This is a genomic window from Streptomyces sp. NPDC000151 (genome assembly GCF_040301705.1).
Taxonomy (GTDB): Bacteria; Actinomycetota; Actinomycetes; order Streptomycetales; family Streptomycetaceae; genus Streptomyces.
In genome coordinates this window covers 1-18,015 of sequence record NZ_JBEPFC010000147.1, presented here as the reverse complement: position 1 = coordinate 18,015, position 18,015 = coordinate 1, and the positions used below count along the sequence as shown (strand labels likewise).

Genomic DNA, 18,015 nt, shown 5'->3' with positions numbered 1-18,015 from the left:
GGCGGCCGAGGCCCGGCGGCGGCCAGTTCGCCGTCTCCGCCCGGCCCCGACACCGCGGCCCAGCCGCCCACTTGGCGGGCGAGCGTGCGCAGCACGGCCGGTACCGGATCGGGCCCGGCGGCGGCCGCCGCCAGCGCGCGCTGACCGTCGCCGATGCGGGTCAGCTCGCGGTGCCGGGTCTCGGTCATGGCCTGCCACACGGCGCTCTCCACGGCCGTGAACGGGGTCCCGGCCGGTACCTCCAGCAGCCGCAGCCCGTACCGGTCGCAGGCCGCGACCAGCGCACGCGGCACCGCGTCGTGCACCGGCGCGATCCCGAACCCGAGCGCCACGGCGCCCGCCGCGACCGTGCGCTCCACATAGCCGTTGAGATAGCCATCGAGAGAGTCGTCGAGAGAGCCATCGAGGGAGTCGTCGAGAGGGCCGTCGAGAGGGGCACCCGCGCCCGCCGCCTCGTCCAGGTGCACCCCGGCCGTCAGCAGCAGCTCGCCGCCCAGCAGATACGGCTCCGGGTCGGCCATCTCCGAGGTGTGCACCCAGTGGATGTCGGCGTCGGCGCGCGGCCCGGCGAGTTGCCGCAGCCCGAGGTCGGCGCGGGCGAGCAGCGCGGACAGCGGGACGCCCGGGGTGGGCGGCGGCGAGGGGTGCGACGCGTCAGCCATGTGCGGATCATCCATTCCTCAGCAGCACGGTGGAGGAAACGTACACTTCTGCGCCGCCACGCCGTTTCCTAAGGTCAACCCACGAAAACCCGCCCCGCCCCCTCCCCCCCCGCCCTGCCGAAGGGATGGCCCATGGCTGTCGACTACGCGGTGATCGTCCTCTATCTGGCCGGCATGCTCGCCGTGGGCTGGTGGGGTATGCGCCGCGCCCGCTCCAAGAGCGAATTCCTGGTCGCCGGGCGGCGCCTGGGCCCGTTCATGTACTCCGGGACCATGGCCGCGATCGTCCTCGGCGGCGCCTCCACGATCGGCGGCGTCGGACTCGGCTACCAGTACGGCCTCTCCGGCGCCTGGATGGTCTTCACCATCGGCCTCGGCCTGCTCGCGCTGAGCCTCTTCTTCTCCGCCCGGATCGCCCGGCTGAAGGTCTACACGGTCTCCGAGATGCTCGACCTGCGCTACGGCGGCGCGGCCGGCGTCATCTCCGGCGTCGTGATGTGGGCGTACACCCTGATGCTCGCCGTCACGTCCACGATCGCGTACGCCACCATCTTCGACGTCCTCTTCGGCCTGGACCGCACGGTGTCGATCGTCCTCGGCGGGGCCATCGTCGTCGCGTACTCCACGCTCGGCGGCATGTGGTCGATCACGCTGACCGACATGGTGCAGTTCGTGGTCAAGACGATCGGCGTACTGCTCCTCCTGCTGCCGGTCGCCGTCATCAAGGCGGGCGGCCTCGGGCAGCTCCGCGCCGAACTCCCGGACGACTACTTTGCCCCGCTCGGCATCGGCGGCCAGACCGTCTTCACCTACGTCCTCATCTACTCCTTCGGGATGCTGATCGGCCAGGACATCTGGCAGCGGGTGTTCACGGCGCGCAGCGACCGCGTCGCGCGGCTGGGCGGCACGGCCGCCGGTACGTACTGCCTGGTGTACGCGCTCGCCGGAGCCGTGATCGGTACGGCGGCCAAGGTGCTCTACCCGCATCTCGGCAGCCCGGACGACGCGTTCGCCACGATCGTGAAGGACGCCCTGCCGGTGGGGGTGCGCGGACTGGTGCTGGCGGCGGCGCTCTCCGCCGTGATGTCCACGTCCTCGGGCGCGCTGATCGCCTGCGCGACGGTGGCCAACAACGACATCTGGTCGCGGATCCGGGGCGCGGTGGGCCGCGGTACGGCCGCCGGGGAACGCGACGAGGTGCGCGGCAACCGCGTGTTCATCCTGGTCATGGGCGTCGCCGTCATCTGCATCGCCATCGCGATCCACGACGTCGTCCAGGCGCTGACGGTCGCCTACAACCTCCTGGTCGGCGGCCTCCTCGTACCGATCCTCGGCGGCCTGCTGTGGAAGCGCGGCACGGGCGCGGGCGCGCTGGCCGCTGTCGCAGCGGGCGGCGCGACGGTCATCGGCCTGATGACCTGGCGCGGCGTCCTCGCGAACGAACCGATCTACTACGGCCTGGCGGTGTCGTTGGCGGCGTACGTGGCGGTGAGCCTGGCCTCCCGACCGACGGACCCGGCGGTACTGGCGGAGTGGCGGGCGCGCTTGGCCACCCCCACCAAACCCAGCCCGTCCGGCGTTTGAGGACGACGCGGCCGCCAGGCCGCGGATACCCCAAAGACCACCCGCACGGTCCCACGGAGAGCAACCCATGAGCACCCATCCGGCCCCGCCGCAGCAGCGCACCCGCACCGGAGGCGACCTGGTCACCGAATCGCTGCAAGCGCTGGGCGCGCAGACCGTCTTCGGCCTCCCCGGCCAGCACGCCCTCGGCCTCTTCGACGCGCTCAGCCGCAGCACACTGCGGTACGTCGGCCTGCGCGTGGAGAACAACGCCGGGTTCGCCGCCGACGCGTACGCCCGTACCACCCGCGGCGTCGCACCGCTCATGGTCTCCACCGGCCCCGGCGCCCTCATGACGCTCGCCGCCCTGCAGGAGTCCGCCGCCGCCTCGGCCGCCGTCCTCGCGATCGGCAGCCAAGTGCCGGTCGCCGGGCTGGGCGGCGGCCGCCACGGATACCTGCACGAACTCCGCGACCAGAGCGCGGCGTTCCGCGGCGTGGTGAAGTCCGTGCACAGCGCCCGCACCGCCGCGCAGATCCCGTCCGCCGTCGCCGAGGCCTGGGAGTCCGCGCTGAGCGTGCCGCACGGACCGGTGTGGCTGGAGATCCCGCAGGACGTACTGCTCGCGCCGGTCGGCCCGGACGTGCCACCGGTCCGTACCCTCACCGTCCATCCGCGCGTCCCGGCCCCGCGCTCCGAACTCCTCGACAGTGCAGCTCAGTTGCTCTCGGAAGCCGCGCGCCCGGTGATCCTCGCGGGCGGCGGCGTCGTACGGGCCGGCGCCGAGCCCGAGCTGCGCGCGCTGGCCGAGCGGCTGCGGGCGCCGGTCGCGACGACGTTCGGCGGCAAGGGCGCGTTCCCCTGGACGCACCCGCTCTCGCTCCAGTCCTGGCTGGAGGACCGGCACACCACGGACTTCCTGGAGGACGCCGATGTGCTGCTCGTCGTCGGCTCTGGCCTCGGCGAGCTGTCGTCGAACTACCACACCCTCCGGCCCCGCGGCCGGGTGATCCAGATCGAGGCGGACGCCGGAAAGCTGGAGTCCAACCACCCGGCGCTCGGACTGCACGCCGACGCCCGGCTCGCGCTCGGGGAGCTGGCCGCGCGGGTGACCGAGCGCCCTACCGACGGCGACGCGACCGCCGCACCCGACGCGACCGCCGCGCTGCTCGCCCGCGTACGGGAGCGGATCGACGGGCAGGGCCTGGACCTGGAGCGGAACGTGCTGGCCGCCGTCCGCGACGCGCTGCCGGACGACGCGGTCAGCTGCTGGGACATGACGATCCTCGGCTACTGGGCCTGGTCCGCCTTCGACCCGCGGACACCGGGCGCGATGCACTCCGCGCAGGGCGCCGGGGGACTGGGGTACGGATTCCCGGCCGCGCTGGGCGCCGCCGTGGCGGGCCGGGCCGCGGCGGGCGCCGATGGGGCAGCGCGCCCCGTGCTCGCCGTGAGCGGCGACGGCGGTGCCATGTACTCGCTCGCCGAGCTGGCCACGGCGCGCCAGTACGACCTGCCGGTGGCCTGGCTGATCGTGGACGACGGCGGCTACGGCATCCTGCGCGAGTACATGACGGACGCGTTCGGGCGGGCGACCGGCACCGAGCTGGCGCGGCCCGACTTCGCCGCGCTGGCCGAGTCCTTCGGCGTGCCGGCGGTGACGAGTGCCCCGGAGCGGCTGCGGGAGGACCTGGCGGCGGCGCTGGCCGCGCCCGGCCCCTCCGTGGTCGTCCTCCCGGCCCGGCTGCGGATGTTCGCGCCGACGCACCTGGCCGACGCACAGGGGTGATCCTGCGGATTCTCCGGCTTCGGAAAGTGAACAAAGCGCGTGGACCGTTGACGCGAACTGTTCATAACTTTAGGTTCGCTGCGGGCAGCGCCAGGTCTGGCTCGCTGCCTCCCGTGCCCGACGACCCGTCGACGGAGAACAATGACGTACTCCCCACGTCCGCTGCCGCGTGCCGGCCGGCGGCTGCTGGTCCCCCTGCTCGCGGGCGCGCTCATCGCGGCCGTGCCCTCCGTCTCCTCCGTCGCGGCGGAGGACGGCGGCCACCCCGCAGGGCCTGCCGCGGCGACCGGGAGCACCCCGGCCGCCGACGGCTCCTGCGCCTCCGACGGCCCCGGCTGGACGTCCACCGCCACACGCATCGACCCCGACGACAGTGCTCACCCGTACGTCGGCAACGGCTACCTCGGGCAGCGCGTGCCGCCCAACGGCACCGGGTACGCCGCCCCGGGCGAGAAGACCGGCTGGCCGCTGTTCACGCCGCGCTACGACGGCTCCTTCGCCGCGGGCCTGTACGCCGAGGGCCCCAAGTCGGTGAAGAAGCGGCAGGCCATCGCCGCGCTGCCCACCTGGTCCACGCTGGACGTGGCCACCGGCGGCCCCGGTGCCGAGACCTTCAGCTCCGCCACGAAGCCCGGCCGCATCTCGCACTACCGGCAGTCCCTCCTGATGCGCTGCGGCCTGGTCCGTACGTCGCTGACCTGGACCGCCGCCGACGGCCGCGCCACCGACCTGGTCTTCGACGTGCTCGCGGACCGCACGCACGCGCACACCGGTGCCGTACGGCTGCGGATGACGCCGCACTGGAGCGGCCCGGCGACCGTCACCGACACCCTCGACGGGCGCGGCGCCCGCCGGATCTCGCAGACCGGCGGCGGCGCCCGCGCCGGCGACCGCACGCAGGACGTCACCTTCCGCACCGACGGGACGAGGACGGCGGGCGCGGTGGCCTCCACGCTCCGTACGGGCCCGGGCATTCGTTCGGAAAGTGAACAGAAGGCCGAGGCGCCCGAGAAGTTGACGGCGCATCAGGGCGTCGGCTTCCCCGTGCACAAGGGCCGGACGTACGAGGTCTCCAAGTACGTCGGCGTGGACACCGCGCTCACCTCGCACGACCCCAGAGCCGCCGCCACCCGCGCCTCCCAGCAGGCCGCGGCGCAGGGCTGGGACCGCCTCTACCACTCCCACGCCACCGCCTGGCAGCACCTGTGGCACTCCGACATCGAGGTGCGCGGCCGCGAGCAGCGCGACCTCCAGGACTGGGTGCGCTCCGCGCAGTACGGACTGCTCGCCAACTCCCGCGAGGGAGGCTCGGACAGCATCGCCCCGGCCGGTCTGACCAGCGACAACTACGCGGGCGAGATCTTCTGGGACGCCGAGACCTGGATGTACCCGGGCCTGCTGGCCGCCCATCCGGAGCTCGCCCGGTCCATCGTCGAGTACCGCTACAAGACCCGGGCCGGTGCCCGCGCCAACGCCAAGAAGCTCGGCTACGACGGGCTGTTCTTCCCGTGGACCAGCGGCGGCAAGGGCGATCTGTGGAAGGAGTGCCACAGCTGGGACCCGCCGCACTGCAAGACCCAGAACCACCTGATGGGCGACGTCTCGCTGGCCGCCTGGCAGTACTACCTCGCCACCAAGGACACCGGCTGGCTGCGGGACCGCGGCTGGCCCCTCATGCAGGGCATCGCGCAGTTCTGGGCCTCCCGCGTCACGCACAACGGTGACGGCAGCTACTCGGTCAAGAACGTCGCGGGCCCGGACGAGTACAGCAACGGCGTGAACGACGGCGTGTTCACCAACGCGGGCGCCGCCACCGCACTCCGGCACGCTACCCGCGCCGCCGCCGTCCTCGGCAAGCACGCGCCCGCCTCGTGGAACACCATCGCGGACAAGCTGCGCATCCCGTACGACAAGAAGAAGCAGGTCTTCCAGCAGTACGACGGCTACAAGGGCACCACCATCAAGCAGGCCGACACCGTGCTGCTGCAGTACCCCTTGCAGTGGCCGATGTCCGACGCGGCCAAGGCGAAGACGCTGGACTACTACGCCGCGCACACCGACCCGGACGGCCCGGCCATGACCGACTCGGTGCACGCCATCGACGCCGCCGAGATCGGCGAGCCCGGCTGCGCGACGTACACGTATCTCCAGCGGTCCGTGCGGCCGTTCATGCGCGGCCCGTTCCACCTCTTCTCCGAGGCGCGCGGCGAGAAGGCCGGCGCCGGGGATCCGCTCGCCGGCTCGCCCGCGCAGGACTTCCTCACCGGCAAGGGCGGCTTCCTGCAGGTCTTCACCCACGGCCTGACCGGCCTGCGGCTGGGCGAGGACCGGATCACCCTGGACCCGACGCTGCCGCCGCAGCTCGCCGACGGCGTCACCCTGCGCGGCCTGCGCTGGCAGGGCCGCACGTACGACGTGGCGCTCGGCGCGCACCACACCGAGGTGCGGCTGACCGGCGGTGAGCCGATGACGGTCGCGACGCCGGAGGGCGAGCGGATCGTCGGCCAGGGGTCGCCGCTGACGCTGAAGACCCGCCGCCCCGACCAGGAGCCGACCACCAACGTGGCCCGCTGCGCGTCGGCGAAGGCCACGTCGGAGGAGCCCGGGATGTACGCGGGCGCCGCGCTGGACGGCAACACCACCACCGCGTGGGTGCCCGACGCCGCCACCGGCACGCTCACCGCCGACCTGGGCACCGTCCGCCGCATCGGCACGGTCACTCCGCACTGGACGGCCACCAAGCCCGCGTCGTACCAGGTCCAGGTCTCGCGCGACGGACGGCACTGGACCGGCACCGGATACGCCGGGACGTCGCCGGCGCGGTACGTCCGGGTCACCGTGCGCGGCAAGGCGGACGCCAAGACCCACCCGGGCATCGAAGAGCTGACGGTGGCCGACGCCAAGGACTGACGGTCGCCGTTCCGCCAGACGGTACGCACGGTGCGGGCGGGGCGCCCGAGGGAAAGGATCTCCCCGGGCGCCCCGCCCGCTGCCGACCGAAAGGACCCGCCGTGCGCATCACCACCGCGATACCGGCCGTGCTCGCCGCCACATTGCTCGTCGCCGGAACCCTCCCGGCGACCGCCGCGGCGGCCACGTCCGCCGCCCCGCCGGGCACGCCCGCCGCCGGCCACGCCTGTTCCCCGCGCGTCTCCGTCGACCGGTACTCCGACGCCCTGGACAAGCGGTCCGTCGACGGCCTCTACGTCGGGAACCTCTCCGCGCTCGCCCGCGACACCGACGGCGACCTGCTCGCGCTCTCCGACCGGTCCGCGCTGGTCACGCTGGACGGCCGGACGCGTGAGCCGCTGCGCGGCGTCCCGCTCGCCGACGAGGACGGCAGGCCGCTGGACTCCGAGGGCCTCGTCGTCGAGAAGGACGGCGACCGGCTGATCACCTCCGAGACCGAGCCGTCGGTCCGTCGTTACGACCCGGCCGGGCACCCGGCCGGACGGCTGCCCGTACCGGACGCGCTGCGGGTCGCCCCGGCGGGCCGGGCCACCGCCAACCAGACCTTCGAGGGCCTGACCGCGGGCCCCGGCGGCCGTACCCTCACCGCGTCCATGGAGGGCCCGCTCGCCGGCGACGGCACCGACGCGCAGGGCCGCCCGCTGCACCGCTTCCAGACCTGGCAGCGGCAGCCGCACGGCGGCTACGCCCTGGGCAGGCAATACGCCTACCCGGCAGAGGAGGGCATGACGATCCCCGAGATCACCTCGATCGGCGACGGCCGCCTCCTCGTACTCGAACGTAAATTCGAACCGCAGGGCAACACCATCCGCCTCTACCTCGCCGACCCGCGCCAGGCGGACGACACCCGGGGCACCGAGCGGCTGACCGGTGCCACCCGCCCCGCCACCAAGACCCTGCTCGCCGACCTCACGCGCTGCCCGTCCCTCGGCGCGCCCGCCCGGCAGCCGCAGATCAACCCCCTCCTGGACAACATCGAGGGCATGACCGTCCTGGGGCGCGCGCACGGGCGGCTGCACCTGCTCCTGGTCAGCGACGACAACCAGCGGGCGCAGCAGATCACCCGGCTCTACGACATGACCGTCCGCCTTTGAGGTCCATGACCGATGACCGCCGGATTTGTTGCCGTGGGATGAAATCACCGGCCGTCGCTGTTGGTGCCTTGCGGTAAGAAATCGACCGGCGGGAGGCGTCGCGTGGCAGGGGCGGACACGGATACGGCGGAAGAGGGCTGGGCGCGGCGCCTGACGCGCACGTGCTGGCAGTACAAACAGGACGTACTGCTCGCGCTCGGCTCCTCGCTCGCCGGGATGGCCGTCATGGCACTCGTCCCGCTCGTACCGAAGCTGATCATCGACGACGTGATCGTCAAGCACGAACGATCCCTCGCACCGTGGGCGACCCTGCTGATCGTCGCCGCGCTCGCCGTGTACGTGCTGACGTACATCCGCCGCTTCTACGGCGGCCGGCTCGCCCTGGACGTCCAGCACGACCTGCGGACCCGGATGTACCGGGCCATCACGCGGCTGGACGGCCGGCGGCAGGACGAACTCAGTACGGGACAGGTCGTCGGCCGCGGCACCAGCGACCTCCAGCTCGTGCAGTCGCTGCTGTTCATGGTGCCGATGATGCTGGGCAACGTCCTGCTGTTCGCCATCTCCCTGGTGGTCATGGTGGTGCTGTCGCCGTTGCTGACCGTCGTCGCCCTCGCCGTGGCGCCCGCCCTGTGGTGGATCGCCAAGCTCAGCCGCGTCCGGCTCTTCCCCGCGACCTGGTACGCCCAGGGGCAGGCGGCGGCCGTGGCGGGCGTGGTGGACGGCGCGGTCTCCGGCGTCCGCGTCGTGAAGGGCTTCGGCCAGGAGGAGCAGGAGACCGGCAAGCTCCGCGAGGTCAGCCGGCGGCTCTTCGCCGGGCGGCTGCGCACCGTACGCCTCAACGCCCGCTACACCCCGGCCCTGCAGGCCGTCCCCGCCCTCGGGCAGGTCGCGATGCTCGCGCTCGGCGGCTGGATGGCCACCCGCGGCCAGGTCACGCTGGGCACCTTCGTCGCCTTCTCCACCTACCTCGCGCAGCTCGTCGGCCCGGTCCGGATGCTCGCCATGATGCTGACCGTGGGCCAGCAGGCCCGCGCCGGCGTGGAGCGGGTCTTCGAGCTGATCGACACCGAGCCGGTCATCGAGGAGCGCCCGGACGCCGCCCCGCTGCCCGCCGACGCGCCCGCCACCGTGGAGTTCGAGCACGTCACCTTCCGGTACGGCGACGACCCGGCGGCCCACCCGGTACTGGACGACTTCTCGCTGCGCATCGAGCCGGGCGAGACCGTCGCCGTCGTCGGCACCTCCGGCAGCGGCAAGTCCACCGTCTCCCTGCTGCTGCCGCGCTTCTACGATCCGAGCGCGGGGCGGGTGCTGGTCGGCGGCCGGGACGTGCGCGACCTGACCGCCGACTCGCTGCGCGGCGCCATCGGCCTGGTACCCGAGACCAGCTTCCTCTTCTCCGACTCCCTCCGGGACAACATCGCCTACGGCGCCCCGGACGCCACCGACGAACAGATCCGGGCCGCGGCCCGCGCCGCCCAGGCCGACGGCTTCATCTCCGCGCTCCCCGACGGGTACGACACCGCGGTCGGCGAGCAGGGCCTGAGCCTGTCGGGCGGGCAGCGGCAGCGCGTGGCGCTGGCCCGCGCGATCCTCACCGACCCGCGCGTGCTGGTCCTGGACGACGCGACCTCCGCGGTCGACGCCCGGGTCGAGCACGAGATCCACGAGGCGCTGCGCGGCGTGATGGCGGGCCGCACGACCCTGCTGATCGCGCACCGCGCCTCCACCCTGGCGCTGGCCGACCGGGTCGCCGTCCTCGACGGCGGCCGGCTGCTGGACATCGGTACCCGCGAGGAGCTGGAGGAGCGCTGCGAGCTGTACCGCAGGCTGCTCACCGACCCGGACGAGCTGGGCGGCGTGGAGCGGGACCCGGCGGGGCAGGTGGCGACGGCCGGGGCCTTCTCGGGCGAGGCGGCGGCCACGGGGCTGCTGGAGCGGCCGACCGCGGACGGGGAGCCGGTGACCGCGGCTGCCGCTGACGGCGCACGCCCCCGGTCCCGCCGCGTCATCGACGGCGTCACCCCCGAGCTGTGGGTCCGTACCGGCCAGGAGGCCGGCGGCGCCGATCAGCGGGACCACGGAGGCGCGCCCGCCGCCGCGCTCGCCGGCCGCCCCGGCGGCATGGCCGGCGCGCTGGCCGGGATGCCGGCGACGCCCGAACTGCTCGAAAAGGTCGCGGCGCTGCCGCCGGCCACCGACACCCCCGACATCGACGAGGACCGGGCCGCACGCCCGGAGAGCGCCTACGGGCTGCGCCGCCTGCTGCGCGGCTTCGGCCGCCCGCTGCTGATCGCCCTCCTCCTGGTCGCCGTGGACGCGGTCGCCGGGCTGCTGCTGCCCGTACTGATCCGGCACGGCATCGACGACGGCGTACAGCGCGCCGCGCTCAACGGCGTGTGGGCCGCGTCCGCCGCCGCCCTGCTCGTCGTGCTCGCCCAGTGGGCCGCCCAGATCGGCTCGAACCGGATGACCGGGCGTACCGGCGAACGCGTCCTGTACTCGCTGCGCGTCAAGATCTTCGCCCAGCTGCAGCGCCTCGGCCTGGACTACTACGAGCGCGAGCTGACCGGCCGGATCATGACCCGGATGACGACGGACGTCGACGCCCTCTCGTCCTTCCTGCAGACCGGCCTGGTCACCGCCGTCGTCTCCGTCCTCACCTTCTTCGGCATCCTGGTCGCCCTGCTGGCCATCGACGTGCAGCTGGCCCTGGTCGTCTTCGCGACCCTGCCGCCGCTGATCATCGGCACGTACTTCTTCCGCAAGCAGAGCGTGAAGGCGTACGAGCTGGCGCGCGAGCGGATCAGCGTCGTCAACGGCGACCTCCAGGAGAGCGTCGCAGGGCTGCGCATCGTGCAGGCGTTCCGCCGCGAGGGCAGCGGCGTCGCGCGCTTCACCGAGCGCAGCGCGGCGTACCGACAGGCCCGCACCCGCGGCCAGTTCCTGATCTCGATCTACTTCCCGTTCGTACAGCTGCTGTCCTCGGTCGCCGCCGCCCTCGTCCTGATCGTGGGCGCCGACCGGGTCGCCGGACACACCCTCACGGCAGGCGCGCTGGTCGCGTACCTCCTCTACATCGACCTCTTCTTCTCCCCCGTCCAGCAGCTCTCCCAGGTCTTCGACGGCTACCAGCAGGCGTCCGTCTCCCTCGGCCGCATCCAGGAGCTGCTGCGCGAGCCGACCACCACTCCGGCGGCGGAGAACCCGCGCCCGGTCCGCGAGCTCCAGGGCGAGATCACCTTCGACGACGTCCACTTCCGCTACGCGACCGCCGACGGCGAGCAGGCCGAGGCGCTCTCCGGCATCGCTCTGACCATCCCCGCAGGGCAGACCGTCGCGTTCGTCGGCGAGACCGGCGCCGGCAAGTCCACGCTGGTCAAGCTGGTCGCCCGGTTCTACGACCCGACGACCGGCGCCGTCCGCGTCGACGGCACCGACCTGCGCGACCTGGACCTGACCGGCTACCGCCACCGGCTGGGCGTCGTCCCCCAGGAGTCGTACCTCTTCGCCGGCACCGTCCGCGACGCGATCGCGTACGGCCGCCCGGACGCCACCGACGCCGAAGTGGAGGCGGCGGCCCGGGCGGTGGGCGCGCACGACATGATCGCCACGCTCGACGGCGGCTACCTCCACGAGGTCGCCGAGCGCGGCCGCAACCTCTCCGCGGGCCAGCGCCAGCTCCTCGCGCTCGCCCGCGCCGAACTGGTCGACCCCGACGTGCTGTTGCTCGACGAGGCGACCGCGGCCCTCGACCTGGCCACCGAGTCCGTCGTCAACCACGCCACGGACCGGCTCGTCGGACGCCGCACGACCCTGGTCGTCGCCCACCGCCTGACGACCGCCGCCCGCGCCGACCGGGTCGTGGTACTGGACCACGGCCGCGTCGCCGAGGACGGCCCGCACGCCGAACTCCTCGCCCAGGGCGGCCGCTACGCGGAACTGTGGCGCTCCTTCACCGGCGAGGCGGCGGAGACCGAGGCCGCGGAGGCAAGGGTGTAGCGCCGTGCGCCCCCGACGTGCGCGCCCCGCCGCCCGCAGCCCCGCCCGCTACCGCCGGTCGGGGGGTGGTCGGCGGGGGGCAGCGCCGATAGGTTCAGCGCGACCTTTGCGAACCCCAGGGGAGGGCGCATGCGCAAAACGCTGAGATGGCTGTTGTCGCTCACCGTGCTGATAGGCACGGCCGGTGCCGGCACCGCCGCCACGGCAGGGGCGGCCACCGCCGCCGGGCCGGCCGGAACGACCGCGAGCAGCCGCGCGGAAGCGGACATCAAGGACCGCCTGCTCGCGATACCGGGGATGAGTCTCGTCCAGGAGAAGCCGGTCGACGGCTACCGCTTCTTCGTCCTGAACTACAAGCAGCCGGTCGACCACCGGCACCCGGGCAAGGGGACGTTCGAGCAGCGCATCACCGTGCTGCACAAGTCCACCGACCGCCCCACCGTCTTCTTCACCTCCGGCTACAACGTCTCCACCGAGCCGACGCGCAGCGAGCCCACCAAGCTCATCGACGGCAACCAGGTCTCGATGGAGTACCGCTACTTCACCCCGTCCCGGCCGCAGCCCGCCGACTGGAAGAAGCTGGACATCCAGCAGGCCGCCGCCGACCAGCACCGCATCTTCACGGCGCTGAAGGGCGTCTACGCCAAGCACTGGATCGCCACCGGCGGCAGCAAGGGCGGCATGACGGCGACGTACTACCGCCGCTTCTACCCGCACGACATGGACGGCACGGTCGCCTACGTCGCGCCCAACGATGTCGTCAACGACGAGGACTCGGCCTACGACCGCTTCTTCGCCACCGTCGGCACCGCCGAGTGCCGCAAGGACCTCGCCGCGATCGAGCGCGAGGCGCTGAAGCGCCGCGGCGAGATGGTCGACCGCTTCCAGAAGAAGGCGGCCACCGAGGGCTGGACCTTCAAGCTCGCCGGGAACGCGGACCGCGCGTACGAAATCATGGTCACCGACCTGGTCTTCGGCTTCTGGCAGTACCAGCCCGCCGACACCGCCTGCGCCCAGGTCCCCGAGCCCACCGCCACCACGGACGCGCTGTGGGCCTGGATGGACAAGGTCGGCGGCTTCGACAGCTACACCGACCAGGGCATGGAGCCCTACCTGCCGTACTACTACCAGGCGGGCACCCAGCTCGGTGAGCCCGGCTACGCCTACCCGAACGTCGCGGACCTGCTCCGCTACCCGGGCATCAACAACTCCCGCACCTTCGTGCCGCGTGACATCCCCATGTCCTTCGACAAGAAGGCCATGCCGGACGTGGACCGCTGGGTGCGTCACCACGCCGAGCGGATGATGTTCGTCAACGGCCAGTACGACCCGTGGAGTTCGGAGCACTTCCAGGTCGGCAAGGGCGCGCGGGACTCCTACGTCTTCACCGTCCCGGGCGGCAACCACGGCTCCAACATCACCAAGCTGAAGGACGCCGACCGCACCAAGGCCACGGCCCGCCTTCTGAAGTGGGCCGGCGTGACCCCGGCCGCGGGGAGCCCGGCCCCGGCGGCCCCGTACGACAAGAAGCTGGACAAGCAGCAGACGCAGCGGCTGCCGATGCTGCGCCCGTAACGGGCGGTCGGTACCGAGTGAGGGGCCCGGGGCGGCGGACTGTCGCCCCGGGCCCCTCGCCGGTTCAGCCCTTGCCGGTTCAGCCCTTGCCGGGTCAGCCCTTGCCGGTTCAGCTCTTGCCGAGGCGGCGGGCGCAGCCCGTGGCGTGATCGGGGAGGCGGAGGTACAGGGCCGTGCCGGACGGGCAGGACGGCCGGTCGCCGACCGTCGCCGTCACCTCGTACTCGGGGCGGTGCGCCGCGCCGGAACGGGACGCGGCACAGGGCGTCTCGCGGGCCTGGAGCCCGGCGGCGAGGTAGACGCAGTCCCCGGGCACGGTGCGCGGGCCGCCGCCCTGCCCCGGGTCACCGGGGTGCGGCGCACGCAGGTTGCGCATGCAGGCGTACCCCTGCGGAATCGCGCCGTCGCCGTCCTCGTCGGCGTCCGGCCGGTGCTCGCTGATGTGCAGGACGAAGTCCGTACGGGCCGGGCACAGCGGCCCCCGGGACTGCCGCCCGGCGTGCCGCGCCAGCACCCGGGCCGCGGCCGCCCCGCTCGTACAGGCCACCTCACGGAAGGCCGACGCCCGCCCGCGGCTGCTGCACTCGCCGCGGTCCAGGAAGACCGCGCCGTGGCCCGTCGGCCGCGCGGTACCGGAGTCGCGGGCCTCGGTACTCGACGACGGCCGGCAACCGGTCAGCAACAGCCCGACCGCCAGCACGGCGCCCAGCAGCGGCCCCACGGCCCGTGCACCGCACACCCCCACCGACCGTCCCCCCTGCGCCGCGCCCGCGCGCTCCGCCCCCTGCCCCGGCTGCCCCGGCCGGCGTGCCGGGCCATGCCGGCCCAGCGTGACCCGCCGTGACGGGCACACGCCAGACGCGAACGGCGTATTGCGCATGAGGTACGAGCAATGCGGTACGAAGGGGACGATGCCGGCGGTACGAGAGATCAGTACGTCAGCCCGGGGGCGGCCAGTACGTCTCAGTGCGTCGCAGTGGGTGGTAGGAGGTAGCGGGCCTCAGCGGGTAGTGGGTCTCAGTAGGTAGTGGGTCTCAGTAGGTAGTGGGGGGTATCAATAGGACAGCCCGTGGCCGATGGGGAAGAGCTCCGTGCCGGGCGCGTCGGCGCGCATGACCGGGACCGGCAGCCTGCCCTTCGGCTCCCGGCGGCCCGCGATCACCCGGGCGGCGGCGCGCAGTTCGACATCGGTCCACGAGTAGCTGGCCAGCGCCGCCTTGACGCCGTCGAGCTGCGCGATGTCGTACGGATTCCGGATCGCCAGCTGCACCACCGGCTTCCCGGAGTCCAGCAGCGCCCGCACCAGCCCCCGTTGCGAGGACCCGGCGGTGACGTTGTACGTGGCGACGACCACCGCGTCGTGGTTCGCCAGCGCCGCCACCGCCGCGTCGGTCTGCGCCTGGGTGGGCGCCGTGCCCGTGGACAGCGCGGTGGCGGTGAAGCCCAGCTCGCCCAGGGTGCGCGCGAGCACGCCGGTGGGCGGGCCGCCGGTGCCGGACGGCGCGGCCGGATCGGCGCCGACCACCAGGACGCGGCGGGCGCTGCGCCGGGAGAGGGGCAGCACCTTGCCCTCGTTGACCAGCAGCGTCGTGGTGCGGTCGGCGATCTTGTCGGCGGTCCTGAGGTGCCGCCGCGTGCCGACCGTACGGTCCACCGCACGCCGCGAGGTGTACGGACCGGCGAACAGGCCGCGGCGCTCCTTCAGCGCGAGGATGCGCAGCAGCTTTTCGTCGATCTCCTGCTCGCTCAGCTCCCCGTTGCCCACGGCGGTGAGCACGCCCTTGTACGCGGCCTCCAGGTCCGGCGGGTTCAGCAGCTGGTCGACGCCGGCCCGCAGGGCGAGTACCGGGACGCGGTCGTCCCCGTACTTCTTGCGCACGCCCTCCATGCCGAGCGAGTCGGTGACCACCACGCCGTCGTAGCCCAGGCGCTCGCGCAGGATGCCGGTGAGGATGGGCTTGGAGAGCGTGGCGGGGTCTTCGCTCTTGTCGAACGCGGGCACGACGATATGCGCCGTCATGATCGAATCTATCCCCGCCGCGATGGCCGCCTTGAAGGGCGGCGCGTCCAGGCGCTCCCACTCCTCGGCGGAGTGGTGGATGTACGGGATCCCGATGTGGCTGTCGGTGTCGGTGTCGCCGTGGCCGGGGAAGTGCTTGGCGGTCGCGGCCACGCCTGCGGCCTGATACCCCTTCACCTCGGCGGCGACGAACCGGGCCACCGCCTTGGGGTCGGCGCCGAAGGACCGTACGCCGATGACCGGGTTCGCCGGATTGACGTTGACGTCGGCGTCGGGGGAGTAGTCCTGCCGGATGCCCATGGCGTACAGCTCGGCACCGGAGATCCGGCCGACCGTCTCCACGTCCTCCCGCGAGCCGCCCGCGGCCAGGGCCATCGCCCCGGGGAAGAGCGTGGCGGGCGCGCCGATCCGGGCCACTATCCCGTGTTCCTGGTCGGTGGCGATGATCAGCGGTACGGGGACGCGCTGGGCGGCGCCCGCCCGCTGGATGCCGTTCGAGAGCTCGGCGATCTGGTGGGGGTCGCGGGTGTTGTGCGCCCAGGAGAAGTAGATGATGCCGCCGACGTGGTACTTCGCGATCAGCTCGGCGGCGTTCGAGACGCCGATCTCCTTGCGGTTGGCCTCGGCGTCGGCGGGGTCGGGGGCGGTGGCGGAGTGCCCGTACACCCGCATCACGAAGAGCTGCCCGACCTTCTCCTCCAGGCTCATCCTCGCGATGAGCGCCCGCAGCCGGTCGAGGGTGGCGCGCGGGGGACCGGCGGGCGCGGCGTACGCGGTACCGGCGGGCGCGGCGTACGCGATACCGGCGGTGGCCCGGGTAGCAGCCGCGGCGGCCGCAGCGGCCGCGGCAGCGGTCAGAACGGCCCGCCTGGAGCGGTCGGTGGGTCTGGGCTGATCGGCGGGTCTGGGGACGGAGTGATCGGCGGGCCTGGGGCCGGGGCGATCGGCGGGTCCGGGGCGATCGGCGGGTCTGGGGTGATCTGCGGATCCGGGGACGGGGCGATCGGTGGATCCGGAACCATCAGTAGATCTTGGGCGATCGGCAGGGCTGGGGTGAGTGGTACGTCTGGAGTGCATGTGCGCTCCTTCCGGAGGGCTCCTGGGAGGCTTCCTCGGCGACTTCCTCGGTGACTTGCTCAACGACTTTCCTGGTACTCCTCGGTGACTCCTCGGCGACTTCCTCGGCGCCGGTGGCACCACACGGCCGGGGCGCGGCACAGACCGCTCCCACCCGTCCAGCCCCGGGCATATAGGCGTATTGAAGGAAACTGCCAAGGAGACACGGATATCCGGAAAACAATTGCCGGTCAATGCCCGAGCACCAACCGGGTGATCACACGACCGGAGGCACGGGGCGGAGCGGTACGCGTCGGGGCCGTGAAACGGAGGCCGCTCCGAACGGCGGCCGGCCCGGAAGGAGACCCGCCACCGGCGCGTGAGGAGGGGGGTGCGCCGGTGGCGGTGTGCTGCCGGCCGCAGGCGGTGGAGAGGGTGGTCAGCGACGCAGCCAGCAGCGAGGCCGACACCGCTTTGCGGAGACTCACCGGCAGTACGTCGTTGTGACGGACCGGCAACGCCCTGGGTTCCCCGGAACCGCCCCACCACGCAAGGTTGGTACAGATTGGTACTACTGACACACGGTGGACCACCCGCTCCCCCCCCGGGGCCCGGCCCGACTTCCCGTCCCTGTCCCGGCTTCCCGGGGCCGGCCCGGCTTCCCGGGGCTCGTCGTCACTTCCCCGGGTTCGTCCTCATTCCCGGGGCTCGGCTCGACCTCACTTCTCCAAGGTGGTCAGGAGCTGCTCCAAGTGCTCGCGGCCGGGGCGGAGGAGGTCGGGGAGTGCGGGGGCTTCGCGGTACCACCGCTTCTCGTACTCCCAGCACAGCCAGCCGTCCCAACCGTCCCCGACGAGCGCGCCGAGGCAGCCGGCCAGGGGGAGCACCCCGGCACCGAGCGGCAGCGGTGTCTTGTCCCCGGCCGAGGCGACGTCCTTGACCTGGACGTAGCCCAGGTGGGGGGCGAGCACGGCCTGGGTGGCGGCCGGGTCCTCACCGCCGAGCCAGGTGTGCAGCACGTCCCACAGCGCCCCGACCGACCCGTGCCCCACCGGACCGACCACGCGCGCCGCCGCGGCCCCCGTACGGTGCGAGTCGTGCGTCTCCAGCAGGACGGACACGCCGCGGTCCGCGGCGAGCGGCGCGATGGCGCCGAGCCGGCGGGCGGCGTCGGCGTGCGGCCCCCCCGCCGGCCCGGCGGCCCCCCCCGGGGACACCCCGAACAACGAAGGGCCCCCCGCCCCCCCCAGGCCCCCCCCCCCCCCCCCCACCGCCCCCCGT

General features: G+C 73.2%; 11 protein-coding genes. 7 read left to right on the top strand and 4 right to left on the bottom strand.

Features of this window, described 5'->3' with window-relative positions:
• On the bottom strand, window positions 1-662 hold a 662-nt coding region (locus ABT381_RS29430; protein ID WP_351599615.1), incomplete at its 3' end, for a PucR family transcriptional regulator ligand-binding domain-containing protein.
• 132 nt (window positions 663-794) lie between these two features.
• Here ABT381_RS29430 and ABT381_RS29425 point away from each other — a divergent pair.
• From ABT381_RS29425 to ABT381_RS29400, 6 genes are all read left to right on the top strand, one after another.
• Entirely contained in the window at window positions 795-2,246 is a 1,452-nt protein-coding gene (locus tag ABT381_RS29425) for a sodium:solute symporter family protein (RefSeq protein ID WP_351599614.1), read from the top strand.
• Window positions 2,247-2,313: 67 nt separating this feature from the next.
• On the top strand, window positions 2,314-4,014 hold the full coding sequence (locus ABT381_RS29420; protein WP_351599613.1) for a thiamine pyrophosphate-binding protein: 1,701 nt from the start codon (window positions 2,314-2,316) through the stop codon (window positions 4,012-4,014).
• Window positions 4,015-4,155: 141 nt separating this feature from the next.
• Entirely contained in the window at window positions 4,156-6,924 is a 2,769-nt protein-coding gene (locus ABT381_RS29415) for a discoidin domain-containing protein (protein WP_351599612.1), read from the top strand.
• A gap of 101 nt (window positions 6,925-7,025) precedes the next feature.
• Window positions 7,026-8,078 carry an esterase-like activity of phytase family protein gene (locus ABT381_RS29410; protein WP_351599611.1) on the top strand — a complete coding sequence of 351 codons (1,053 nt, stop codon included), beginning with the start codon at window positions 7,026-7,028 and terminating at the stop codon, window positions 8,076-8,078.
• Between the two features lie 102 nt (window positions 8,079-8,180).
• Entirely contained in the window at window positions 8,181-12,083 is a 3,903-nt protein-coding gene (locus ABT381_RS29405; protein ID WP_351599610.1) for an ABC transporter ATP-binding protein, read from the top strand.
• 129 nt (window positions 12,084-12,212) lie between these two features.
• On the top strand, window positions 12,213-13,658 hold the full coding sequence (locus ABT381_RS29400; RefSeq protein ID WP_351599609.1) for a S28 family serine protease: 1,446 nt from the start codon (window positions 12,213-12,215) through the stop codon (window positions 13,656-13,658).
• A 109-nt stretch (window positions 13,659-13,767) separates the two neighbouring features.
• Here the strand turns inward: ABT381_RS29400 and ABT381_RS29395 are convergent, their stop codons facing one another.
• Both ABT381_RS29395 and ABT381_RS29390 read right to left on the bottom strand, forming a co-directional pair.
• Window positions 13,768-14,370, bottom strand: coding sequence for a hypothetical protein (locus tag ABT381_RS29395; protein WP_467754405.1), 603 nt, complete (start codon window positions 14,368-14,370; stop codon window positions 13,768-13,770).
• Window positions 14,371-14,712: 342 nt separating this feature from the next.
• Window positions 14,713-16,386 carry a glycoside hydrolase family 3 protein gene (locus ABT381_RS29390; RefSeq protein WP_351599607.1) on the bottom strand — a complete coding sequence of 558 codons (1,674 nt, stop codon included), beginning with the start codon at window positions 16,384-16,386 and terminating at the stop codon, window positions 14,713-14,715.
• A 7-nt stretch (window positions 16,387-16,393) separates the two neighbouring features.
• Here ABT381_RS29390 and ABT381_RS29385 point away from each other — a divergent pair, with 7 nt between their 5' ends.
• Window positions 16,394-16,573: a hypothetical protein gene (locus tag ABT381_RS29385; protein WP_351599606.1), complete on the top strand. Its 180-nt coding sequence runs from the start codon at window positions 16,394-16,396 to the stop codon at window positions 16,571-16,573.
• An 880-nt stretch (window positions 16,574-17,453) separates the two neighbouring features.
• Here the strand turns inward: ABT381_RS29385 and ABT381_RS29380 are convergent.
• A partial coding sequence (locus ABT381_RS29380) for a sugar phosphate isomerase/epimerase family protein (protein ID WP_502965724.1) occupies window positions 17,454-18,015 on the bottom strand: 562 nt, incomplete at its 5' end.